At 60.8% G+C, this 24,199-nt stretch carries 18 protein-coding genes; 10 read left to right on the top strand and 8 right to left on the bottom strand.

The genetic code is table 11. The annotated features are described in order from the left end of the window. The first annotated feature begins 545 nt into the window (after positions 1–545). Complete coding sequence (locus QVE23_RS03910; RefSeq protein ID WP_287967596.1) at positions 546–2,699, top strand: ATP-dependent helicase; 2,154 nt, start codon at positions 546–548, stop codon at positions 2,697–2,699. A 228-nt stretch (positions 2,700–2,927) separates the two neighbouring features. On the opposite strand, the gene QVE23_RS03915 is transcribed toward QVE23_RS03910, so the two are convergent. The 4 genes from QVE23_RS03915 to QVE23_RS03930 all read right to left on the bottom strand — a co-directional run bounded on the left by QVE23_RS03915 (position 2,928) and on the right by QVE23_RS03930 (position 9,149). Beyond that, a complete protein-coding gene (locus tag QVE23_RS03915; RefSeq protein WP_287966907.1) occupies positions 2,928–4,727 on the bottom strand; it encodes an ABC transporter ATP-binding protein in 1,800 nt (599 codons plus the stop codon). Positions 4,728–4,740: 13 nt separating this feature from the next. Then, complete coding sequence (locus tag QVE23_RS03920; RefSeq protein WP_256264210.1) at positions 4,741–6,501, bottom strand: ABC transporter ATP-binding protein; 1,761 nt, start codon at positions 6,499–6,501, stop codon at positions 4,741–4,743. Positions 6,502–6,833: 332 nt separating this feature from the next. Further along, positions 6,834–7,463 carry a TetR/AcrR family transcriptional regulator gene (locus QVE23_RS03925; protein ID WP_158629686.1) on the bottom strand — a complete coding sequence of 210 codons (630 nt, stop codon included), beginning with the start codon at positions 7,461–7,463 and terminating at the stop codon, positions 6,834–6,836. Between the two features lie 777 nt (positions 7,464–8,240). Beyond that, on the bottom strand, positions 8,241–9,149 hold the full coding sequence (locus QVE23_RS03930; RefSeq protein ID WP_025544191.1) for a LysR family transcriptional regulator: 909 nt from the start codon (positions 9,147–9,149) through the stop codon (positions 8,241–8,243). Positions 9,150–9,387: 238 nt separating this feature from the next. On the opposite strand from QVE23_RS03930, the gene QVE23_RS03935 reads away from it, so the two are divergent. The 9 genes from QVE23_RS03935 (at position 9,388) to QVE23_RS03975 (ending at position 18,774) form a co-directional block, all read left to right on the top strand. Next, positions 9,388–10,236 carry a hypothetical protein gene (locus tag QVE23_RS03935; protein ID WP_051320032.1) on the top strand — a complete coding sequence of 283 codons (849 nt, stop codon included), beginning with the start codon at positions 9,388–9,390 and terminating at the stop codon, positions 10,234–10,236. 71 nt (positions 10,237–10,307) lie between these two features. Beyond that, positions 10,308–11,846: an ABC transporter substrate-binding protein gene (locus QVE23_RS03940; RefSeq protein ID WP_276897344.1), complete on the top strand. Its 1,539-nt coding sequence runs from the start codon at positions 10,308–10,310 to the stop codon at positions 11,844–11,846. Positions 11,847–11,933: 87 nt separating this feature from the next. Then, complete coding sequence (gene nikB / locus QVE23_RS03945) at positions 11,934–12,872, top strand: nickel ABC transporter permease (protein ID WP_021751501.1); 939 nt, start codon at positions 11,934–11,936, stop codon at positions 12,870–12,872. Between the two features lie 5 nt (positions 12,873–12,877). Beyond that, positions 12,878–13,756, top strand: a complete 879-nt coding sequence (locus QVE23_RS03950) for an ABC transporter permease (RefSeq protein ID WP_036631401.1) — start codon at positions 12,878–12,880, stop codon at positions 13,754–13,756. A 16-nt stretch (positions 13,757–13,772) separates the two neighbouring features. Then, the gene (locus QVE23_RS03955) at positions 13,773–14,846 is read left to right on the top strand and encodes an ABC transporter ATP-binding protein (protein WP_021751499.1); all 1,074 of its coding nucleotides are present in this window, start codon (positions 13,773–13,775) and stop codon (positions 14,844–14,846) included. After that, entirely contained in the window at positions 14,836–15,819 is a 984-nt protein-coding gene (locus QVE23_RS03960; RefSeq protein ID WP_021751498.1) for an ABC transporter ATP-binding protein, read from the top strand. Before QVE23_RS03955 ends, QVE23_RS03960 begins: the two co-directional genes overlap by 11 nt. Positions 15,820–15,846: 27 nt before the next feature. Beyond that, a complete protein-coding gene (locus QVE23_RS03965) occupies positions 15,847–16,842 on the top strand; it encodes a hypothetical protein (RefSeq protein WP_025544186.1) in 996 nt (331 codons plus the stop codon). A gap of 12 nt (positions 16,843–16,854) precedes the next feature. Beyond that, positions 16,855–17,796: a hypothetical protein gene (locus QVE23_RS03970; RefSeq protein ID WP_021751496.1), complete on the top strand. Its 942-nt coding sequence runs from the start codon at positions 16,855–16,857 to the stop codon at positions 17,794–17,796. Positions 17,797–17,823: 27 nt separating this feature from the next. Then, positions 17,824–18,774: an FAD:protein FMN transferase gene (locus tag QVE23_RS03975; protein WP_273481849.1), complete on the top strand. Its 951-nt coding sequence runs from the start codon at positions 17,824–17,826 to the stop codon at positions 18,772–18,774. A 95-nt stretch (positions 18,775–18,869) separates the two neighbouring features. On the opposite strand, the gene QVE23_RS03980 is transcribed toward QVE23_RS03975, so the two are convergent. From QVE23_RS03980 to QVE23_RS10905, 4 genes are all read right to left on the bottom strand, one after another. Next, the gene (locus tag QVE23_RS03980; RefSeq protein ID WP_273481850.1) at positions 18,870–20,555 is read right to left on the bottom strand and encodes a cyclic-di-AMP receptor; all 1,686 of its coding nucleotides are present in this window, start codon (positions 20,553–20,555) and stop codon (positions 18,870–18,872) included. A gap of 224 nt (positions 20,556–20,779) precedes the next feature. Then, the gene (locus tag QVE23_RS03985) at positions 20,780–22,147 is read right to left on the bottom strand and encodes an MATE family efflux transporter (RefSeq protein ID WP_287967597.1); all 1,368 of its coding nucleotides are present in this window, start codon (positions 22,145–22,147) and stop codon (positions 20,780–20,782) included. Between the two features lie 44 nt (positions 22,148–22,191). Next, complete coding sequence (locus QVE23_RS03990) at positions 22,192–23,571, bottom strand: MATE family efflux transporter (protein ID WP_287967598.1); 1,380 nt, start codon at positions 23,569–23,571, stop codon at positions 22,192–22,194. Positions 23,572–23,614: 43 nt separating this feature from the next. Further along, positions 23,615–24,199, bottom strand: a 585-nt coding sequence (locus QVE23_RS10905; RefSeq protein WP_353847664.1) for an MATE family efflux transporter, incomplete at its 5' end; no start/stop codon positions are given.

A 24,199-nucleotide genomic window follows, 5' to 3' on the forward strand; every position in this document is an offset into this window, starting at 1 on the left:
ATGGCAAAATAAAACGTTATGCACAAATATGAGCAAATATTTTATGCATTATTCCCCTCGAAATCAGTTTGCGAGCAATCGCACGAGGGTTCGAATCCCTCCCGCTGCGCCAAAATGAATGACCCTGCCTGATTTGGGCGAATGCTTGGCGTTATTTTGGGTCAGGCAGGGTTATTTTAAGTATGAACCCCTTGCATTGCAAGGGGTTCATACTTTCTTGTATTAAGCACTTATGCTGCAGGCAAAGTACAAAACATTGAAATGATAGAGGTCAAATCCCTGTTATGCCACTGAAATATGGTCCACAAAAGAATTTTCTAAGGCAGAAGATATGATTTGTGAACTTGGCCTGAAATAAGTGTGATTTGCGGCACAAGGATTCCCTATACCTGCGGTTAATTTGAATGTCTGCATCCTTCTTCCCTGTTCTTCGTATGCCAACCCTCAGCCATAGGAGATCTGATGGATTTTTCAGAAGAGGTTGAGAACATCTGCGGGTTCTGATATAATGGAAGAAACAGATGTTCGACAGGGAGGACGCCACGATGACCGATTTGCTCTCCGGCCTCAACGCTGCCCAGCGCCAGGCTGTGACCGAAACCGAAGGATTTGTCCGTGTCATTGCCGGAGCCGGCTCCGGCAAGACAAGGGCGCTCTCCCATCGTTTTGCCTTTCTGGTGAACGAGCTGGGCATCCTGCCGGGAAATATCCTCTGCGTCACCTTCACCAACAAATCCGCAAATGAGATGCGCCAGCGCATCCACATCCTCACCGGCGACAATGACACGGGCTATATCAACACCTTCCACGGTTTCTGCGTCTCCGTGCTCCAGGAGGACAGCTACGCCGTCCAGTATCCCAAAAGCTTTCTGGTGCTGGACAACGCGGACATCGACGCTATGCTCCAAATCATCTACGAGGAGCGGGGATTGACGCTGCGGGATATGACCTTCTCCGCAGCCCGGGACATGGTCGAGATGCAGAAGCTGTTCAAGCGTCCGGACTACTATCTGGATATGATCGCCATGCCTCTGGACACGCTGAAGGAGAAGTATGACCAGGCGGACACCCCGGCAGACATCATTTTCTACGGCTATCTGTATCAGGAGAAGAAGTGTTTCGGACTGGATTATAACGACCTGATCAAGTTCTCCCTGTATATTTTCCAGCAGCATCCTGACATTCGGCTCAAGTGGCAGCAGCGGCTGGAGTACATCATGATCGACGAGTTCCAGGATATCGACCAGCTTCAGTACGAGCTGATGGAGGTTCTGTGCGGTTACCACAAGAACCTCTTCATCGTGGGAGACCCGGACCAGACCATCTACACCTGGCGGGGCGCCGACGTGAAGTACCTGCTGGACTTTGACAAGAAGTTTCCGGGGACAAAAACGATTCTAATGATGGAGAACTACCGCTCTGCGCCGGAGATTCTCTCTGCCGCGAATTCCCTGATCGACAAGAACCGGACTCGTATCAAAAAGGAATTGCAGCCCACGCTGCCCTCCGGCAGTCCGGTCATCTGCCACTTCGCGCAGACCCAGGAGGCGGAGGCCGAATGGATAGCGGGGGAGATGAAGGAGCTTCACGAGGCGGGCACGCCATACCGGGACATGACGGTGCTCTACCGGGCCCACTATGTGACCCGGGCGGTGGAGGAAGTCCTGCTGGGAGAGAAGATCCCCTATACGATTTACAGCGGCGTCCAGTTCTTTGACCGCATGGAAATCAAGGACGCCCTCTCGTACTTGCGGATGATTGCCTACAAAGACGACCTTTCCTTCCGGCGGATCGTCAACGTCCCCAAGCGGAATCTTGGGAAGCGGCGGATGGCATTTTTGCAGGAGTACGCAGAAAGGCAAGGCCGCTCCCTGTATCAGGCGCTGCAGGACAATCTGGAGGACCCACTTTTCAAAGGAACAGGCGCCGGAAGGTTTGTCGGCCTGATAGAGTCCTTTGCCGCCGGATATGGGGGGAGACCGGTGTCCGGGGTGCTTTCGGCCCTCCTCAATGAGAGCGGCTACGAGAAGATGCTCCGCACCGAGGGCAGCCAGGAACGGCTGGACAATCTGGCGGAGCTGAAGCAGTCGGTATATGAGTACGAGACCACCTGCGGGGAGGAGGTCACCCTGGAGCACTATCTGGCCCATGTGGCTCTGTTCACCAATGCCGATACGGCGGAGCAGGGAGACAAGGTGAGGCTGATGACCGTTCACGCCGCCAAGGGCCTGGAATTTCCCTATGTGTTCCTCTGCGGCATGAATGAGGGGATCTTCCCCTCCCGGAAGGTGCGGACGCAGCAGGCCATGGAGGAGGAGCGGCGGCTGGCGTTTGTGGCGCTGACACGGGCGGAGAAGGGACTGTACCTCTCCGAGGCAGACGGACGGAACTTCGACGGCACCCCCCGGTATCCCTCCCGCTTTCTTCTGGACATCGACCGCAATCTCCTGGCTTTCACCCGGCCGCCGGAGGAGGGCTTGATCCGGGCGGCCCGGGACTATATCGGCCACAGCCAGACCTATCTGCCGGAGACCGACGGGAACATGGCATTCTCCGTGGGGCAGCGGGTGAAGCATATTCTGTTCGGCTCCGGTACGGTGCTGGATGTGGACATGGACAAGGGTGCTCATGTGGTACAGTTCGATGAGATGGAGACGCCCCGAAAGATATCCTTCCGGGCGAAGCTGGAACGGATTTGACAAATCCTGGGAGGGATGGACGGGGGCTCCTGCCGCAATGCCGATCATTGGCGGGCCCGGGTGGAAGGAGCCCTGCCTCCAAAGCAAACCAGGCTCTCCGGAAAGGGAAACAGCTCCCGCTTTTCAAACGAATGGCTTGAAAAGCGGGAGCTATTCTTTTCGCTTCAGCACGGCGGAGTCTGATTTTCCATACTGTCCAAATCACAGCCGCCCCCCCTCTTCCTGGGATCACGAGGCCTTTTCAAACTGGCTGTTGTACAGGTCGGCGTAGAAGCCGCCTTTGGCCAGGAGTTCCTTGTGCGTGCCTTGCTCGATGATATCGCCGTCCTTCAGCACCAGAATCAGGTCGGCGTTTTTGATGGTGGACAGCCGGTGGGCGATGACAAAGCTGGTGCGGTGCTCCGTCAGCCGGTCCATGGCCTGCTGGGTGATGAGCTCTGTGCGGGTATCCACCGAGGAGGTGGCCTCGTCCAGAATCAGCATGGGATTGCCCTGAATCATGGCCCGGGCGATGGTGAGCAGCTGCTTCTGCCCGGAGGAAATGGCAATGCTGTCATCCAGCACGGTATCAAAGCCGTGGGGCAGGGTTTCGATGAAGTGATAGATGCCGCAGGCCCGGCAGGCCTCATCCAGCTGCTGGTCCGTGACCCCGGTCTTGTTGTAGACCAGATTTTCCCGGACAGTCCCCTCAAACAGCCAGGTGTCCTGGAGTACCATGCTGAACAGGTCGTGGACGCCCTCCCGGGTCATTTCAGAGGTGGGCACGCCGTCGATTTTGATGTTTCCGCTGTTGATCTCAAAGAAGCGCATCAGCAGATTGACCATCGTGGTCTTGCCCGCTCCGGTGGGACCCACAATAGCCACCTTCTGCCCCGGCTGAATATGGGCAGAGAAGTCCTTGATGATGATCTTATCCGGATGATTCGGATAGCTGAATCGGACGTGTTCAAATTCGACTTCGCCCTGCACAGGAGAGAGTTCGGGGCGCTTGCCGGTCTCATCGGGCAGCTCTTTCTCGTGGAGAAAGTCGAAGACGTGGTCGCCGGCGGCTGCCGCCGTCTGCATCTGGGTCATGCCCTGGGCCAGGGTGCTCAGGGGAGAGGTGAACAGCCGCACATAGAGGATGAACGCAACAATGACGCCGAAGGAGATCTCTCCGCTCATGGCCAGGGCGGAACCCAGGACGCAGACCGCCACATAGCCCAGGTTGCCGATGATAGTCATCAGGGGCTGCATGATGCCGGAGAGGAACTGGCTGCGCCACTCTGCGTCGTACAGAACGGCATTCATCCCGCCGAAGGTCTCTTTTACCTGCTCGTTGGCCCGGGAGAGGCGCACCACGTCGTGGCCGGAGTACATCTCCTCAATATAGCCGTTCAGGGTGCTCAGGTTCTCCTGCCGGGCGGTGAAGTACTTCTGGGACCGGAGCATCACCGCAGCCATGATGAGGAAGCCCAGTGCCGTGACGGCAATGGCTGCCAGCGCCATACGCCACTCAGTGACAAACATCATCACCAGACAGCCGAGGAATTGGGCCGCTGCGCTGATCATGGAGGGCAGGCTGTTGGCCAGGGCCTGCTGCAGAGTACTTACGTCGTTGGTGATGCGGCTGAGGATGTCACCATAAGACACCTTGCTGAAGTAGCTCATGGGCACCCGGTTGATTTTTCGGGACAGGTCCTGCCGCATATCCCGGGACAGCTCCAGGGTGACCGTAGCCATGATGAAGTGCTCCACATAGGTAAAGACGGCACTGAAGCCGTAGATCACCAGCAGGATTACGCCGGTGCGGCCGATGGCGGCCAGATCGATCTCCCCGTCCAGGGCGTCGGAGATGAGGTCCGTGATCCGACTGAGCAGGCTGGGGCCGATGATGGTCAGCACTGCGCCGGCCACGGCGAAGCAAAAGGCCGCAACAGAGGGCGCTTTCAATTTGTTGGAATAGGTGAACAGTTTTCTGAGCACACCGCCGATGCCGCGCCTGCTCTTTCCCGGCGCGCACATTCTGTTCTGCATCATCTTTGGCATCTTGGTTTCCTCCTTAAGCCCCCAGCTCTTCCTGGGAGAGCTGGGACCGGGCGATCTCCTGGTAGATCGGGCAGGTTTGCATCAGTTCCTCGTGGGTACCCATCCCCACCATCCTCCCCTCGTCCAGAACGATGATCTTGTCCGCGTTCCGGATGGTGCCGATCCGTTGAGCCACGATCAGTCGAGTGGTATCCTTCAGCTCCCGGTCCAGGCCGGCACGGAGCCTGGTATCCGTCCGGTAGTCCAGGGCGGAGAAGGAGTCGTCGAACACCAGGATCTCCGGGCGCCTCGCCAGGGCCCGGGCGATGGAGAGCCGCTGCTTCTGGCCGCCGGATACGTTGGTGCCTCCCTCGGCGATGGGGGCATGGATGCCTCCGGGCATCCTGTCCACAAACTCGCTGGCCTGGGCCAGCTCCAGAGCCTTTTGAACGTCCGCATCGGAATCCTTGCCCCGGCTGGCGCCGAACAGCACGTTGCCGCGGACGTCTCCGGAGAACAGGATGGCCTTCTGAGTTACATAGCCGATGCGGTCATACAGGGCGTCGAAGGTGTAGTCCCGAACGTCCACCCCGTCCACCAGCACAGTGCCCTCCGTGGCATCATAGAACCGGGCGGCCAGGCTGACCAGAGTGGTCTTGCCGCTGCCGGTGGCGCCGATAAAGGCCACGGTCTCCCCCCGCTTGGCCTGGAAGGTGATGTGCTCCAGGACATTCTTGTCCGAGGAGGGATAGTGGAAGGAGACGTCCCGGAACTCCACAGTACCGGTTTCCAGGGCATCGATGCGGGCGCCCTGAGTCAGGCTGTTCCGGGTCTCCAACACCTCATTGATCCGCTGGGCGGACACCTGGGCCGCCGGGAGCATCATGATAATCATGACCATCATCATAATGGACATGATGACGTAGGTGGCGTAGGTGCCGAACACCACGATGTCGCTGAAGGCGGCCAGCCGTGCGGCGGTGTCCGCGGCAGGGACGGCGTTCACGATGGAGGCACCCACCCAGTAGATCACCAGAGACAATGCGTTCATGGCCAGGGTGACGCCGGGCATCAGGAAGGCAAAGGCCCGCTGGTTGAACAACTGCGTGCGCATCAGTTCCTCGTTGCCCTTCCAGAACTTGGCGTTCTGGTAGTCCTCAGCGTTGTAGGCGTGGACAACATTGATACCGTTCAAGTTCTCCCGGGCCACCAGGTTGATATGGTCGGTGAGCTTTTGCACCCGGCGGAACCGGGGCACCACCACGCCGATGATGACCGCCATCATCACCAGCAGGGCGGCCACAAATCCGGCGGTGATAGCGGAGAGGGTCCAACTCTTGCCCACGATTTTGATGATGGCCCACACTGCCATGACGGGGGACTTGATTAGGATCTGCAGGCCCATGGCCGTCAGCATCTGCACCTGGGTGATGTCGTTGGTGGTGCGGTTGATGAGGCTGGGGACGGAGAAGGTCATCATCTCCTGTTGGCCGAAGTCTGCGATCTTATGAAACACCGCCTCCCGGATGGAAAAGCTGAACCCGGCAGCCACCTTGGCGGTCAGATAGCCGCAGATGACGCACAGCACCGCGCTGGCCAGGGTGCAGCCCAGCATTTCCAGGCCGGTATGCAGGATGTCCGACAGGGTGCTCCCCGGCGTTTTAATCAGAACGGTCAGGCTGCTCATGTAGTCGGGCAGCGCCAGATCGAAATTAATCTGCCCCAGGATGAGCACTGCGCACACGGCGGCCATGGCCCACTCCTGCCGCCGTAGGTTACGAAGTAATTTCAGCATATAAATCCTCCTTGTGGTATCATCAATTGCTGTTTTGCCGCCAGAACCGGCCGGAGAAGCAGGCGCGCAGGATCGAGGCCGCATCCTGAAAGATCAGCAGGCTCCCGCTGAGGATGCTGAGGTGCGGACGGCCCGGAGAGGGGCGCAGACCGGGAAAAATCCGCCCGCTGCCAATAGAAGAACCAAGGCGGTGCACCGGCCCCGGCCTAGTCCCTCCGGCCGCTTCAGATTAAAGGAGCTGACAAGTTTGCTGAAGCCCGGGTACAGCAGCCGCATTCCAAAGAGATAGGGGAGTGCCGCGGCAAAGATCACGTTATCCACCGAACCGGAGATCATGCCGGATCTGCGTGGCGAAGAATCCCAAATAGGACCATATTCAGCAGTTCGCCTGCGGTTTCCAGCATGGCATGGAAATCCTGCGCGGGATGTCCGCCCTGATAACTCACAATCATATTCTGGAAAAGAGACTCGATGGTTTCCAAATAGCGGGTCACCATTTCAGGCTTCAAATCCGGCCGCAGCGGCATTTTGTCTATGAGCCCCTCGATAAATTCCTGATTCAAGCGCCGCATCGGTGCGCGCAGGGCCTGAATTTGCGCGGCCAGATGTTTGGGCGGACGGAGCATGGCGCTTTCAAAAACGAGCTTTTGCTGGGGATGAAGCTGGAAAAAGCGCTCCCGGATCATGAAGAAATCTTTGACTGCGGCTGCCGTATCCTCCCCTGACAGATGGGCCATATCCCGTTCCACATGGGCCCTGAGCTCCTGGAAAGTGCGTTCGACGCACAGTAAAAACAACTCGTCCTTATTGGAGTAGTAGTGGTACATCATGCCCTTGGAGATCCCGTGGTTCCCACAGATCCGCTCCATGTTGACCTTGTCGTAGCCGTAGGTCCCGAACTCCTCCAGGGCGGCCTGATAAATCTCTTTTCTGCTGCGTTCCTGGCGCTCTTTCTGCGTCATGCTGCATATCCTCCTTCTGCCTGATCCAAAACCCCCGGCCCTGCCAAAACCCGGAACCAGGGAGACACCCGGGCGGGCAGCGGGAAAACGTCCGGACGGACAGGCCATTTTGACGTCCGACCAATTCCGCGCCGGTATGGGACCGGACACACGCCGTCAGGTTTGCAACCCGCGGCGGCTACTGCCTGAGGATTTTACAGACGATCTCGTCTATACTTTTGGAAGTATACTACTCCCGGATGGCCTCATCTATGTTTGCCTCGTGAACGGTTCATGAATTTTTTGAAAACGAGCCGGAGAGGCTGAGGCCGGGAGCAGCTGTCTGTCGCGGGCACGGCTCCCGGGCCCTTGACCGGCAGGGAGGCGCTCTGCTCCCGCGCACAAAGAAGCCGTGAGTCTGCGGAGAACCGCTCACAGCAGCGGTGCCAGCAGCCGCAGAAGCCCTTGAAACAGGCGGAACAGCGGTCAGCGACGGCAGATTGCGGCGGCTGTCTCCTGGCAGACGCCTTTTATTCCCCTTGCAGGACTCTGATTGAAAAAACATACGGGAAATTACCCAATTGAGCCCACGGCATTGGATATAACGAGAATGAAGTCAGCCGCTATTTAAAACCCCCAGGGACCGCTGCGCAGCAGTTCCTGGGGGTTTTAAATCTTTGCGGCAAGATGCGTGCAAAAGGCGTTCCTGCACACGCTGTCGGCAATGTTTGGAGCCATCGCACCAACAGGGACACACGCCGATGCGGACAAACTGCCCTGTGGGAGGCGGCACGCCGTTTATCCGGAATAGCGCTTGTGCAGGCGGTCAGTCAGATAGCGAATGAAGTGCTTCTCTCTGGGGCGGAGCGTAAATGTCCGGGAATGCAGCAGGGCCACGGCCATGGGAGCGCCGTCCGCGATGGGACAGCAGACGCAGTTCATCCGCCGGGCATCCTCCTCCGGAATGCTGATGCCGATGGCGATGTAATTGCCTTTGCGGACCGCGTCGAAGATCGTGCCGCGGTCGCAGATGTACAGCAGGTCTGTGTGGCTCTGGAGTCCCAGCACGTCCAGCGTATCGTCCGGATCGATGTGCGCGTCGGCGATGAACGGATACCCTGTGAGATCCTTGAGCGAGACACGGGAAGAGTTGGCCAGTGGATGGGACTTGGACATCAGCGCGGTGACGGGAATGGAGCGCTGGAGGACCGTCATCTCCAGATTGTACTGGTCCGCCAGATCCATGTACTTGGGGATGACCTGCTCGAACAGCACCAGGATGCCCAGCCTGCAGTTCTGGGCCACGACGTTTTTCAGATTTTCCCGGAGGCCGGCCTCCAGAAATTTGTCGTGGGTCCTGTTCAGGTTGGGGAAGCAGTTTTTGTAATCAAAGAAACACTGGAGCACAAAGGCGGAGCGGGCGCAAATGATGGAGAGGCTGTCGCTCTCGGACATGGATTGCGGGATCTTCTGGATATTATTGCGCTCGGTGACGATCTTCTCAGCGTGGCTCATGAAAATCAGTCCCTCCGGCGTAGCGGTGATGCCGTTGGCCGTCCTGTGAAACAGGGGATAGCCGATCTCCTGTTCCACGTTCTTGATGATGGTGCTGAGATGGGACTGGGAGATATAGCAGTTTCGGGCGGCTTTGTTGACGGAGCCGCACTTGTACGCCTCCAGGATATAGACGAGGTGTTCTGTGTTCATGTCGCGCTCTCTTTCTCAAAACGGCGGAGGGACCTAATCCCAAATAGCGAAGGCTTAACAAAATCCCCTATAATCCGACAGCCAGGGGAGCATGTTATAATCGTAACAGGCAAAACAAAGGCGCCCGGTCAGAGGGGCGTTCAGATTTTATCAATCATTATAGCGCCAATTTTCAAAGAATACAAGATCCGCACCCGGCGGTGGAATGCGGATCAAAATGAGGGAAAGGAAGAGAGGCATGGCAGAGAAGAAGCGCGAAAAGTCCGTTGACGTGCTGGACCGGCTGTTCTGGACGGTGCAGCCACCTATGGGGCTGGTAAAGGGAGACTATTACCGGGCTGAGAATTGGTTTGCCCCGCATTTCCCGGGGGACAAGGGGTATCACGGCATTCTGGAAGTGGTCCGGCGGGACGGAACCCTGCAGATGGTGGAGTTCAACGAGATTAACAACCCCACCTATTACATCAGACGGTACCAGGGCGTTTCCAAGCGGCTGTCCGACTACGGCTTTCTGCAGGCCACCAAGGAGCGGACCGCCAAGTCCGGCGTGGTGCTGGTAAACGGCCTGACCCATCTGGAAGAGCAGATGGTGGCGGAGAACCGCCTCACAGGCGAGTTTGACCTGCTCACCGGCGCCTCCAACAGCATCAAGCGGTCTATGCTCCCACTGGCAGAGGAGATCGCGGGGCGGCTGGACAAGCCCTCCGGCCAGGTGTATTACGGCCTGTCCCAGGCGGTGGAGCCCGGCGTCACCGGGCGCTTGCAGATCGTGCTGGAGGCGGGAAAGATCATCTCCTGCGCCTACGACGAGATCTTTGCCGACCGGCAGGAGGAGATTGAGGACCCGGAGCTCAAGCCCTATTACCGGCAGTCCAAATATCACTGCCCGGACTACATCTCCACCATCGGGGCCGGGTTCAACAGCATCTTCGACCTGCTCAGCGCCCGGGTGCTGGAGACCCAGAGCCTCACCGACCTGACCGGGCTCCCCTTCACGGAGGAGCCCAAGCGAGCGAAGGAATGGGACAACTATCTGGAGCTGGCGAGGCGGATGGAGGATGCTCTGGCGGCCGACGGCCTGCGCTGAGCACACAATCAGGAATGTGACCGCCGGGGGCGGTTTCAGAAATATATCACCACCACGTCAGGAGGAGTACGATGAAGAAGAGAGTTTTCGCACTGTTCACCGCAATGTTCCTGCTCTGCGGGATGCTGGCCGGCTGTGGCCCCACCGGTTCCAGCTCGACGACCACGGACGGTTCCGACGATGGCGCCAAGGATACCCTGATCGTTGCTATCCCAGAGTCCCCCACCTACATGGATCCCATGGTGCAGGCCTCCATCGGGACCTATCGTGTCACCACCCAGATGTTTGACCGTCTGGTGATGATGGACAACGACATGAACCTAGTGCCGGGCCTGGCGGAGAGCTGGGAGGTTATCGACGATACCACCACCGTGTTCCATCTGCGCCAGGGCGTCAAGTTCCACAACGGGGAGGAGATGACCTCCGAGGATGTCAAGTACAGCCTGGAGCGCTGCATCGCAAACCCCGGCGTGAATTACAACTACCTCATCATCGAGAGCATCACCTGTGACGACGACTACACCGTCACCATCAAGACCTCCGCGCCCTTCAACGCGCTGCTGTACCGCCTGAGCCTGGACGCGGCCTCCATCATCTGCAAGAGCGCGGACACCAGCGCGGAGGAGTTCAACAAGAACCCCGTGGGCACCGGCCCCTTCAAGTTCGTCTCCTGGGAGCTGGGCGGCGACGTGGTCCTGGAGGCCTTTGAGGACTACTGGGGCGGCGCTCCGGCCGTCAAGCGCGTCATCTTCCGCACGATTCCCGAGGCGCTGAACCGCACCATTGGCCTGGAGACCGGCGAGGTGGACCTGGCCTATGACCTGGGCATCACCGACCTGGAGAGCCTGGCGGGCAATGAGTCCGTCACCACCCTCACCTCCCCCAGCACCACCGTGTGGTATGTGGGCATGAACGTGCAGAAGGCGCCCTTTGACAACGAGAAGGTCCGGCAGGCCGTCGCCTACGCGCTGGACCCCCAGGGCTACATCGACCTGGTGTTCAGCGGCGAGGCCACACCCGCCAACTACACCATGCTGCCCCCCAGTGTGGACGGCTACGTCTCCGACTGCTCCGACTACTCCTGCAACGTGGAGAAGGCCAAGGAGCTGCTGGCCGAGGCCGGCTATCCTGACGGCTTCTCCACCACTCTCTGGTGCTCCGATACCCAGGTGATGCGGGACTCCGCCGTGGTCATTCAGGAGCAGCTGCGCCAGGTGGGGATCAACGCCGAGGTCAAGACCCTGGAGAGCGGACAGTTCCAGTCTGAGACCGGCAACGGCGCCCATGATATGTTCATCATGTCCAAGACCTCCATTGACCCCGACTCCATGCTGCGGTCCATGTACCACACGGAGGCTCTGGGGCCCTCCGGCAACCGCTGCTTCTGGACCACGCCTGAGGTGGACGCCTTGATCGATGAGGCCAGCACCACCACCGACACCGAGCACGCCATGGAGCTGTATGCGGAGATCCAGAGCAAAGTGGCGGAGGCCGCGCCCCTGGTCCCCATGGCGGTGGAGCACCTGAACGCCGGTATGCAGTCCAATGTGAAGGGATTCGGCCTGTATCCGGGCAAGTCCCACTACATCAACGGCACCTATTTTGAATAAGCGCATTCAGGCATTCCAGTGAGCGGGCGGCGGCAAAAGCCGCCGTCCGCTTGCGCGAATTTGCGTTATGGAAAAGGAGAGTGACAGATGTACCGTTTTATTCTCAAACGGCTGCTCATGCTGATTCCGGTGCTGCTGGGTGTCAGCTTCATCGTCTATACGATCCTGAGCTTCACCCCCGGCGACCCGGTGCAGATGATGCTGGGCGACAACTACTCCGAGGAATCCTACGCCGCCATGCAGGAGGAGCTGGGCCTGGATGATCCCTTCCTGGTCCAGTACGGCCGGTTTATCATCAACGCGGTCCACGGTGACTTCGGTACCTCATACAGCACCGGCAACCCGGTGGCGGCGGAGATCGCCGCCCGGCTGCCCAATACCATCCTGCTGTCGGCCTGCGCCATGCTTTTTGCCATTCTGATCGGAATTCCCCTGGGCGTGATCTCCGCCACCCATCAGTATTCGGCGGTGGACAACATCTCCATGGTGGGCGCTCTGTTCGGCGTCTCCATGCCGAACTTCTGGCTGGGGCTGATGCTGATCGTGATCTTCGCAGCGGGGCTGGGGTGGTTCCCATCCTCCAACTTTGAGACCTGGGGCGCTCTGGTGCTGCCGGCCGTCACCCTCAGCGCCAACTCCCTGGCGATGATCACCCGCATGACCCGCTCCTCCATGCTGGAGACGATCCGGCAGGACTACATCCGCACCGCACGGGCAAAGGGCCTGAAAGAGAGCGTCATCACCATCCGCCACGCTCTGCGCAACGCCATGATCCCTATTGTCACCACAGTGGGACTGCAATTCGGCTTCTCTCTGGGCGGCGCAGTGCTGGTGGAGACGGTGTTCTCCTGGCCCGGCATCGGCCGGCTGCTGGTGGACTGCATCGGCCTGAAGGACACGCCCGTGGTGGTGGCCTGCGTATTGGTGCTGGCCACGATGTTCACCATCATCAATCTGTGCATTGATATCCTGTACGCATTCCTGGACCCCAGAATCCGGGCCCAGTACAAAACGGCAAAGAGGTGATGCGGATGACTGGGAAAGTGAAAAACAAGAACAAGAAAAAGTCCCAGGCCGCCGCAGTATGGCGCCGCCTGAAGAAAAACAAGATGGCCGTTCTGGGACTCATCATTCTGGCCGTCATCATCTTCTTCGCCGTCTTTGCCGATGTGTTTTTTGACTACGAGACGCTGGTGATTCAGCAGAACGCATCCCTGAAGCTCCAGCCCCCCTCCGTCGAGCACTGGCTGGGCACCGACGAGGTGGGCCGCGACATCCTGGCCCGGATCGTCCACGGCGCCCGGATCTCCCTGCCGGTGGCCTTTGCCACCATCGCCATTGCCACAGTGGTGGGCGGTCTGCTGGGGGCCATCGCCGGTTACGGCAGCCGCCGGGTAGACGATGTCATCATGCGTGTCATGGACATCTTCCTGGCGATCCCCAGCATCCTGCTGTCCATCGCCTTGGTGTCCGCCATGGGCACCAGCGTCACGAATATGATGCTGGCCATCAGCATCTCCAACATCCCGCCCTTTGCCCGGATCGTCCGCTCCGCCGTTCTGACCATCAAGAACGAGGAGTACATCGAGGCGGCCCGCGCCATCGGCGCCAGCGACAAGCGCATCATCCTCAAGCACATCCTGCCCAACTGCATGGCCCCCATCATTGTGCAGGCCACGCTGTCTATCGCCGGGTCCATCCTGGCTATCGCCAGCCTCAGCTTCATCGGCCTGGGCATCAGCCCGCCCACGCCGGAGTGGGGTTCTATGGTCAGCACCGGCCGGCAGTATTTCCGGGCGGCCTGGTGGGTGTGCGCGTTCCCGGGCTTTGCCATCATGTTGACCATCCTCTCCCTGAACCTGCTGGGAGACGGCCTGCGGGATGCCCTGGACCCCAAGCTGAAGAACTGAGGAGGGAGGACGCCACATGGAAGAGAACAAGCAGCACAAGACCGCTTTGCCAGAGACGGAGCCCATTCCCTCCGCGCAGGCCCCGGAGGCCCTGCTGGATATCCGCGGCCTGCGGGTGGAGTACCACACCGACGAGGACGTGGTCTACGCCGTCAACGGCCTGGACCTGACCATCGGAAAGGGCGAGAGCCTGGGTCTGGTGGGCGAGACCGGCGCCGGCAAGACCACCACGGCCCTGTCGGTCCTGCGGCTCATCGCGGACCCGCCGGGAAAGATCATGGGCGGCGAGATCTGGTTCGAGGGCGAAGATATGCTCCAGGCCAAGCCCGCCCGCCTGCGGGAGATCCGCGGCAGCAAGATCTCGGTGATTTTCCAGGACCCTATGACCAGCCTGAACCCGGTCTACTCCGTGGGCGATCAGATCGCGGAGGTCATCCACCAGCATGAAAAGTGCAGCAAGGAGGAGGGCCGGAGAAAGGCCGGCGATATGCTGGAGATGGTGGGCATCCCCCGGGCCCGCTATGACGAGTATCCCCACCAGTTCTCCGGCGGCATGAAGCAGCGGGTGGTCATCGCCATGAGCATCGCCTGCTCGCCGGAGCTGATTCTGGCGGACGAGCCCACCACCGCCCTGGACGTGACCATCCAGGCCCAGGTGCTGGAACTGATGAACGAGCTGAAGGAAAAGCTCCGTACCTCCCTGCTGCTGATTACCCACGACCTGGGCGTCGTGGCCCAGGTCTGCGACCGGGTGGCTATCATGTATGCCGGTGAGATCGTAGAGAGCGGCACCATCGCGGAGGTGTTTGACCACCCCCATCATCCCTACACCATCGGCCTCTTCGGCTCCATCCCGTCTCTGGATGAGACGGCGGAGAAGCTCAAGCCCATCCAGGGCCAGATGCCGGACCCCACGGAGCTGCCGGAGGGCTGCGCCTTTGCACCCCGGTGCCCCTACGCAACGGGGGCCTGCCGTACCCGCAAGCCGGAGATGACCGGCGTCGGCGGCACCCAGATGGTGCGCTGCCTGGCCCACCAGGGCGTTTTCGAATCCCCCGAACTGATGGAGGAGGTGCGACATGGCAGATAAGGATATCATCCTGGAAGTCCGGGACCTGAAGAAGTATTTCAAAAGCCCCACCGGCACCCTTCATGCGGTGGACGGCGTCAACTTTTCCATTCGGAGAGGCGAGACGCTGGGCCTGGTGGGGGAGTCCGGCTGCGGCAAGTCCACCATCGGACGGCTGATCTTGGGCCTGCACCAGTCCACCAGCGGCGAGATCCTGTTCAACGGACAGGACATCTGCAGGATGAATAAGAAGCAGCTTCACGACCTGCGCAAGGATCTGCAGATCATCTTCCAGGACCCGTTCTCCTCCCTGAACCCCCGGATGTCCATTGGGGAGATCATCGGGGAACCGCTGCGGATTCACGCAAAGGCTCAAAGCCGTGCGGAGCTGGATAAGGAGGTCTCCCGGCTGATGGACGTGGTGGGCCTCTCCGCCCGGCTGTTCAACGCCTATCCCCACGAGCTGGACGGCGGCCGCCGCCAGCGGGTGGGCATCGCCCGGGCGCTGTCCCTGCAGCCCCAGTTCATCGTCTGCGACGAGCCGGTGTCCTCGCTGGACGTGTCCATCCAGGCTCAGGTCCTGAACCTGCTGAAGGATCTGCAGGCGGAGTTCCACCTGACCTATCTCTTTATCACCCATGACTTGTCGGTGGTGAAGTTCTTCTCCGATAAGATCGCGGTGATGTACCTGGGCCAGTTGGTGGAGACAGCGGATTCCGCGGAGCTGTTCCGCCAGCCACTGCATCCCTATTCCCAGGCTCTGCTGTCTGCCATTCCCATCCCCAGCAGCCGGCAGAAAATGCAGCGGGTGAAGCTCATCGGCGAGCTTCAAAGCCCCATTGACCCGGAGCCGGGCTGCCGCTTTGCGAAACGCTGCCTGTACGCCCGGGAGGGCTGCACCGGCCGGGACCTGGCGCTGCGGGACTTCGGCAGCGGCCACTTCTGCGCCTGCTGCCGGGCCGGCGCCCTGGAAGAGCAAACCCCGTCCAAGTGACGGACAGAATCATAAGGAGGATTTGACATGACTGACAAGACGAGATGGCTGGGGCTGGGCCCCTGGCATGAGGACAACGAGAGCGAGCTGATCGACTGGACGGCGCAGCCCCAGTACAAGGGCCTGGTCAAGGGCGATTACTATCACGCCGAGCTGCGGTACAGCGGCCGCTGGGGCGACCCCGGCCACAAGGGCGAGCTGGACGTGGTGTTTGACGACGACGGCAAGATCGCCTTCGCCGAGTTCAACGAGACTACCATGGGCAACTACTATGTCCGCCACTTCCAGAATGTCAGCAAGCGCCGCACGGAGTTCCAGTTCTTCCAGGACTTCCATGACAAGCGCCGCAGCGTGGCCTATGGGCGGGTGCTGGCCAACGGCTTCAAATATGTGGAGGACCAGATCCTGGAAAAGCAGGACCTGGACGCTGACTATGACCTACTGACCGGTGCCTCCTTCTCCATGAAGAACATGATCGGCCTGAAGAACGACGTGTCCGCTCAGCGGAAGGACTCCAACCACAAGAAGCAGCGGTACTACGGCTACACCGAGGATTACGGCTACGGCATCACCGGCTGGCTCCAGGTGGTGGTGGAGGACGGCAAGATCGTCAGGTGCTTCTACGATGAGATCTTCGCCGACCACACCAAAGATATTGTTTACGACGACCTGAAGCAGTTCTACCGCCAGTCCAAGTATTTCTCCACCACCTATGAGGATCCGTTCCCCTCCGGCTGGGACCGGCATGCCTGGCTGGTGTGCTTCAAGGACCAGTCTGACGCCATCAACAAGAAGGTTTGCGAGACACAGGACATGTTCGACATCACTGGCCTGCCCTGCGTAGAGGGCCCGGATATGGGCGTGGTGTGGGACAAGCCACACAAGGACGATGTGGCGCTCGTCTCCAACAGCGACGCCACAGCCCGCTCCGTCACCCGGCCCCGCTCTCCCGTGTGGAACAACTATCTGCGCCTGGCCAAGATCGTTCACGACGAGATGGTCAAGGACGGTGCCGTGAAGTAAGGAGGAACGAACATGGATAACGCAGGAAAGAAGCCCGTCTGGTCCGTTCAGCCCCCCAAGGGGATGCTGAAGGGTGACTACTATCGGATCGAGGAACGGTTCCCGCCCTACTATCCCGGCGTAGAGGGGGAGTTTCCCGCCGATCCGGGTCACCTGGGCATTGTGGAGGCGGTGAAGGCCGACGGCAAGCTGATCTTTGTGGAGCTCAATGAGATCACGGCCCCCTCCTATTACAACCACCTGTACCAGGGCATCTCCAAGCGCCGCTCCAGCTACAGCTTCTGGCAGTACACGAAGCCCCGGATGCAGAAGGCCGGCTCCGTGCTGACCATGGGCATGCAGTACGTGGAGCAGCAGATGCTGGAGAAACAGAGCCTGAGCGGAGACTTCGATCTGGTGGCCAGCGCCTCCGGCAGCGTGAAGAAGCTGCTGACCTTCGCGGCCAAGCTGGACAAGGAGCTGGACGAGCCCTCCTCCAAGAAGCTGTACAGCTATTCCGAGGACTATGGCTACGGCCTCACCGGCTGGCTGAAGGTGGTGGTGGAGAACGGCAGGATCCGCTCCTGCCGCTTTGACGAGATCTTCGCAGACAACGAGGAGGACATCGTCCACCCCGAGCTGAAAAAGTACTACCGCCAGTCCAAATACGACTGCCCCACCTATGAGGATCCGTTCCCCTCCGGCTGGGACCGCCACGCCTTCCTGGTGGGCTTCCGCACCCAGATGGACAACCTGAATCTGAAGGTCTGCGCCACCCAGAACATGCTGGATCTGACCGGCCTGCCCCACGCCGCCGGACGGGATATGGGCATGATCTGGGACAATCCCAACCCAGACCATGCGCATCTGGATATGGATCCCAAGAACCGGCCGATGTATCCTGCGTTCATCAACTACCTGCGGATGGCCAAGGTTGTCCTGGAGGAGATGCGCAAGGACGGCGTTTTCCAGTAAAGACAAGAACCGGAAAGGAAAACCGTTATGGAGCATACCCGCGCATTTTTGGCGTACGACACCCTCTGCCGCATCGCGGCGGAAATCCCGGAGGACGGGGAGCAGCTGCTGGAGCAGTGCGAGGAGGAGGCCCACGGGCTGGAGCGCACCCTCAGCATGTTCGATCCCGACTCAGAGCTTTCCAGGCTCTGCCGGGACATCCGGCCCGGCGAGGCTGTGCCGGTCTCTGAGACCCTGTACACCTTCCTGGAGCAGAACCTGGAGATCTGCCGCCTGTCCGGCGGAGCATTCGACCCCACGGTGGGGCCGGTGGTAAAGCTGTGGGATTTTCTGTCCCAGACGCCCCGGATCCCCTCTGCGGAGCGCATCCGGGCGGTGCTGGACCGGGTGGGCTATCAGCACGTCCGCCTGGACCGGAATACGCGGACCGTGACGTTTGATCTTTCTGGAATCGGTTTGGATCCAGGCGCGGCCGGGAAAGGCTTCGCCCTGGGCCTGACCGTGGACCGCCTGCGGCAGGGCGGCGTCCGGCAGGCCGTGCTGGACTACGGCGGGAACCTGTTTGTGATCGGTGCGCACCAGGACGCGCAGGGCGGGACCCGGCCGTGGAAGGTGGCGATCCGGGACCCGGACAACACCGGCTCGGTGTTTGGGACGGTGCAGCTCCAGGACGCGGGCATCGCCACATCCTCCTGGTATGAGCACAGCTTCCAGAAGAATGGGACCGTGTACCACCATCTGCTGGACCCGCGGACCGGATACCCCATGCCGCTGACACTGAAGAGCGTCTCCATCCTGTCCTCGCGGCCCGTTTACACAGACCTGCTCTCCACTGCCTTTTTCATCCTGGGGGAAGAGGAGGGCGGCGTTCTGGTGGACCGGCTGCGCAGGGACAGCGGCGAGATGATCGAATATGTGGCCGTACGGGAGGATGGGACTGTGGCCGCGTCTCCGGGCGCGGCGTTCGCCCCTGCCTGATCGATCTTGATGCAAAAAGCGATCCCCCTCAGTGCACACACTGAGGGGGATCGCTTCGTCCTGCTTGTGCCCGGCCGCCGGATATGGCGGGCGGCTCAGATCTTTTCAAACTGCGTCACATCGGAGACGAACAGCGTGGCACCGCCTACGGTCACCTCCGTGGGATAGGCCGCAGAGGGCGTGGCCAGCTGCACGTTGGAGGAGATCTTCTCCGTCCGGCGGGAGCAGTTCTGGCGGATGATGGCGATGGCCTGGGGCACCCGGTCCTCCTCTGTGCCGATCAGCAGCGTGGAGTTGCCGCCGGTGAGAAAACCACCGGTGGAGGCCATGCGGGTGAAGTAAAAGCCGGCGTCTGTCAGGGCGGCGCAGACCTCGCTGGTGTCCCGTCTGTTGACGATGGCGGTGATGAGTTTCATGGCAGTCGCTCCTTTGCGTTCGGGTTTCGGGGCCGCGCCCTTACAGCGGTCCCAGATGTGGATGCGGTGGAGATAGAAGCACAGGCCCAGCGTTCCGGTCACGACTTCCGCAATGGGAAAGGCCAGCCACGTGTAGGCCAGATCGATCCTGGAGAAGAGCCAGAATACGGGAATCAGGCAGAAGATCTGCCTGGTCAGGGAGAGCAGGACGCTGGGCAGCGCCGCCCCGATGGCCTGGAAAAAGACCGGCAGGATCAGGGAGGGCACGGCGGGCAGAAAGCTGATGCCGATGATGTGGAAGGCTTGGACGCCGATCTCCAGGACCGCGGGCTCCGCGGTGAAAATGCGCAGCAGCTGTTCCGGGATCAGCTCGAAGCAGGCGATCCCCACCAGCATGAAGGACATGGCCAGCAGGACGGAGTTCTTCACCACCCGGCGGCAGCGGCCGTAGGCACCCTTGGCGTATGTATAGCTCAGCAGGGGGACGATGCAGGTCTGGAGTCCGGAGAGGGGGATGAAGAAGAAGGACTGCACCTTGTAATACAGGCCCAGGACCGTCACGGCGTCATCGGAAAAGCCGGCCAGGATCATGTTCAGGGCCATGATATAGACCGTGAACAGAAGCTGCATGAAGATGGAGGGAAATCCCAACCGGTAGATCTTGGCCGCATAGGAGCGGAACACCCGGATGGGGGGCGGCTTCCGGAATCCGGAGACAACAATGAGCGCCGCCAGCACCTGGCCTGACACCGTAGCAAAGGCGGCACCGGCCACTCCCAGCGCCGGTGCCGGGCCAAGGCCGAAGATCAGAATCGGGTCCAGCACGATATTGGCCGCGGCGCCGGCGATCTGGGCCAACATGGGCAGGCGCATGTTGCCGCGGGCTTGGTGGACCTTGCTCCAGGTACTCTCCAGAAACACACCCGGACTGCCCACGCAGACGATGGTACCGTATGTCACGGCAAGGTCCGCCACGGAGGAGGACTCCGTGGAGATCGCGGCAAAGGGGCGCATCAGCAGGCCGCTCAATACGGCGAAGATCAGCCAACTGATCAGCGCCAGGACCGTCCCTGTTCCGGCGGTCCGGTCGGCTAGGTGGTGGTTCCCCTGGCCGTCGTACCGGGACATCAGGGTATTGACGCCCACGCCGGTGCCGACAGCGATGGCGGTGACGATCAGTTGGACAGGGTAGACGATGGAGAGGGCGGTGAGGCCGTCACTGGAGAACTGGCCCACAAAATAGCTGTCCACGATGTTGTACATGGCCTGGATCAGCTGGGCCAGCATGACCGGAGGCGCGATCCGCATCAGGATGGCCCAGACGCTCTCTGTATCAAAGAGGCTGTATGCAGAGGATGCTCTCATGATATGGCGGTGCTCCTAACAGGTTCGGGATCTTCCAACCTCCCGCAGAGGGGCGGCCGGGACTTGCGGGGAAGATTATAGCCGGGCCGGAACTGTTTGTCAAGACGCGCAGGGGGCCGGAACAGGCAGAGGAGGCGCTTTTGGAAAAACCTCCAAAAGCGCCTCCTCTTTTTCTTGCGAGTCTGTGGGAGTAAGAGAGGGAACAACGGCGCGGCAACCGGGTCTCAGATGTTCTCCGGCGGGCGGTCCGGCAGGCGGCCCAGGGGACGGTACACGGTGAAATACATGGTGAGGCTGCAGGCCAGGCCGCCTACCAGCTGGGAGATGGCCTCGGCTGTGAATACGCCGGTGGTGCCCATCCAGATAGGCAGGACGACCGTCAGCGGCGCATTGATGATGGCTTTGCGCAGCAGAGAGAAGAAAACCGCCTGCTTGGAGCGCCCCAGGCTCACGAACACACCCTGCCCCGCCATTTGGAGGGACATGGGGATGAACAGGCAGAAGTAAATGCGCAGGGCGGGGATGCCGGCCGCCACCACCTCCGGCTCACTGTTGAAGACCCGGATCAAAAGCCCGGGGAACAACATGGCGGCGGCCCAGAAGACAGCGGCGTAACCAACCGTCACCGCCACGCTGAAGCGGATGGAGCTCCGGACGCGGCTGTATCGGCCGGCGCCGTAGTTGTACCCGGTGACCGGCTGGGCGCCGTTGGTGAGCCCCTGCACCGGCATGAAGAACACCTCCCGCAGGGAGTTGATGATGGTCATCACGCCTACGTACAGGTCGCCGCCGTATGCCTGGAGCGTGGCGTTGCACACCACCTGCACCAGACTGTTGGTGAGATTCATGAAGAAGCCGGACAGGCCCAGGGCCACGATGGATTTCACCCGCCCGGCGCCCAGCGCCAGATTCCGCAGGCGGAGCCGCAGGATGGCCTTCCGCCCGGTGAGGAATTTCAGTACCCACACGGCGGAGCAGCCCTGGGCGATCACGGTGGCCAGCGCCGCGCCCCGCACCCCCATGTCCAGGGCGAAGATGAAGACCGGATCCAGCACGATGTTGACCATCGCCCCCAGGCCCACGGTCATCATCCCGGTGCGGCCGAAGCCCTGAGACGTGATGAAGGGATTCATCCCCAGGCCGATCATGACAAAGACGGTCCCCAGCAGATAGATGGTCATGTACGCCTCGGCATAGGGATAGGTGGCGTCACTGGCGCCGAACAGGTAGAGCAGGGGATGCCGGAACAGCAGGAACACCCCTGTGACAGCGGCGCCGAAAATCAGCAGAAGGGTGAAGGCGTTGCCCATGATCCGCTCGGCCTCTTCCTCCTCGCCCTTACCCCGGTAGATGGAGCACAGGGGGGCGCCCCCCGTGCCGCACAGGTTGGCAAAGCCCATCACGATGGAGATGATGGGCAGCGTCAGCCCCAGGCCCGTCAGAGCCAGATGCCCGGGGAGCCGCCCCAGGTAGATGCGGTCCACCACGCTGTACAGCACGTTGATGAGCTGGGCAGCCGTCATGGGCAGCGCCAGCGAAATGATGTTGCGGGGAATGCTGCCGACGGAAAAATCGTGCTCCTTGCTTGCCACGGATTCGTTCTCCTCCTTACAGTTCCGTTTTGCTCACGCCGGTTTCAGGCCCCGGCTGGGGCCGTTCCGCCCGCCGCGCTCCCCCTTTGGATGGCCCGGTAAAACCACAGGGCTGCGGCCAGCGAGATGGCGTCCACGATGGGCTGCACCCACATACAGCCGTACAGGGGAAAGAGCGCGTCCATGAGATAGAGCAGCGGAATGTCCAGTACACCCTTGCGCAGGATCGAGCAGACCAGGGACTCCCTGGCCCTGCCCATGGCCTGGAACTGGATAATAATGGGATAGCACAGGGCCATCATGGGCATTGCCGTCACCATGCACCGCAGGAACACGGCCCCATAGCGGACTGTCGCAGCATCGGCAATGAACAGGGAGACCAGGGGGGTGGCAAACGCCTCATAGCAGACCAGACACAGCACGGCGAAGCCAAAGGACATCAGGCTCCCTATCCGGAAGGCCTGCGCACGCCGATGGTGATTCCCGGCAGCGTGGTTATAGGCCAGCAGCGGCAGAAGTCCGTTGGAGACACCGATGGAGAAATACAGGGGCAGCTGGTCCAGTTTTTTTACGATGCCCAGGGCCGCCACCGCCTCTGTGGGGTATTGGGATACAAAGTCGGCCTGGGCAGCGGTGGCCACCACTGTCAGCGCATACTGCAGGGCGGAGGGGAAGCCGATGGCCAGAATGGGGCGCAGGTACTGGGCGGCATACCGCAGATTCGCCGGCAGCAGGTTCAAATAGGTGGCGCCCCGGCGGCGGACCAGATAGACGGCAAAACAGGCCACCGCCGCCCCGTTGGAGAGGGCCGTGGCCATGCCCGCGCCCACCGCGCCCAGGCCCAGGAACTGGGGCAGGACGAACAGCGGGTCCAGCAGGATATTCAGGACGCCGCCGAAGGAGACCCCGAAGGCGGCGGCTCCGGCGCTGCCCTCCGCCCGGACCAGATTCGCCAGGAGGGTGTTGAGAATGGTGAAGGGGCCGCCCAGTATGACGACCCATTTGGCGTATCCGTAGGCAGTAGCATAGGTAGCCTCGGTGGCGCCGCACAGGTGCAGCACGGGATCGGCCAGCAGTCGGAACGCCGCGGAGAAGAGCAGGGCGGACAGCAGGCCGCCGGCCAGAGAGACAGCGGCGATCCGCCGGGCGCCCTCCTCGTCCTGACGGCCCAGGGCCCGGGCGATGGCGCTGGCCCCGCCCATGCCGAAGAGGTTGGAAATGGCGGTCAGCATCAGAAAGGAGGGATAGGCCACAGTGACGGCCGCGGTTTCATGGGGGGCGTTCAACATCCCCACAAAGTAGGTGTCCGCCAGATTGTAGACCAGCGTGACCATCTGACTGGCCACGGCCGGGACTATCTGCAGCAGCACGGCCTTTCGGACGGGTGTCTTCGCAAAGACCTCCAGATTCTGTTTCCTGTTCATATCCACAGCACCTGCGATTCCTGAAATAGACCGCCTGCGGGGGTCAGCGGTCGGCCACAGCCTTGCGCATCCACTTTCCACTCTTGACCCGGAGCAGGGAGACCGCCGCGCCGATCAGCCAGCCGGCGGGGATGGACCACCAGATGGCGTTGGCCCCCAGCGGGGTGAGATGCACCAGTGCGTAGGCGATGCCCACCCGGGAGAACAGGTTGGCCATGGAGCTGAAGGTGAAGGCTGCCATGTCACCCGCGCCCCGCAGCATCCCGTTGGGGACGAACAGCAGGCCCATCAGGATATAGAAGAGGGAGACTGTGTGCATATAGGCCAGACCGTAACCCATGGCGCCCGAGGCGTCCCCCGGGTCCAGGAACAGGGACAGCAGCTGGTTTCCGAAGAGGAAGATGATGACGGTGATCAGCAGAGAGAATACCGCCACCATCAGCAGACAGGCCTTCAGGCCCTCCTTGACCCGCTCGTACTTGCCTGCGCCGATGTTTTGGGCCGTGAAGCTGGACATGGCGTTGGAGATGTTCATGTTGGGCAGCATGGCCAGGGAGTCGATCTTCGTGGCAGCAGTGTATCCGGCCACCAGCACTTTGCCGAAGGAGTTGACCAGACCCTGCATCAT

Source organism: Oscillibacter sp. KLE 1728 (genome assembly GCF_934833455.1).
Lineage (GTDB): Bacteria > Bacillota > Clostridia > Oscillospirales > Oscillospiraceae > Oscillibacter > Oscillibacter welbionis.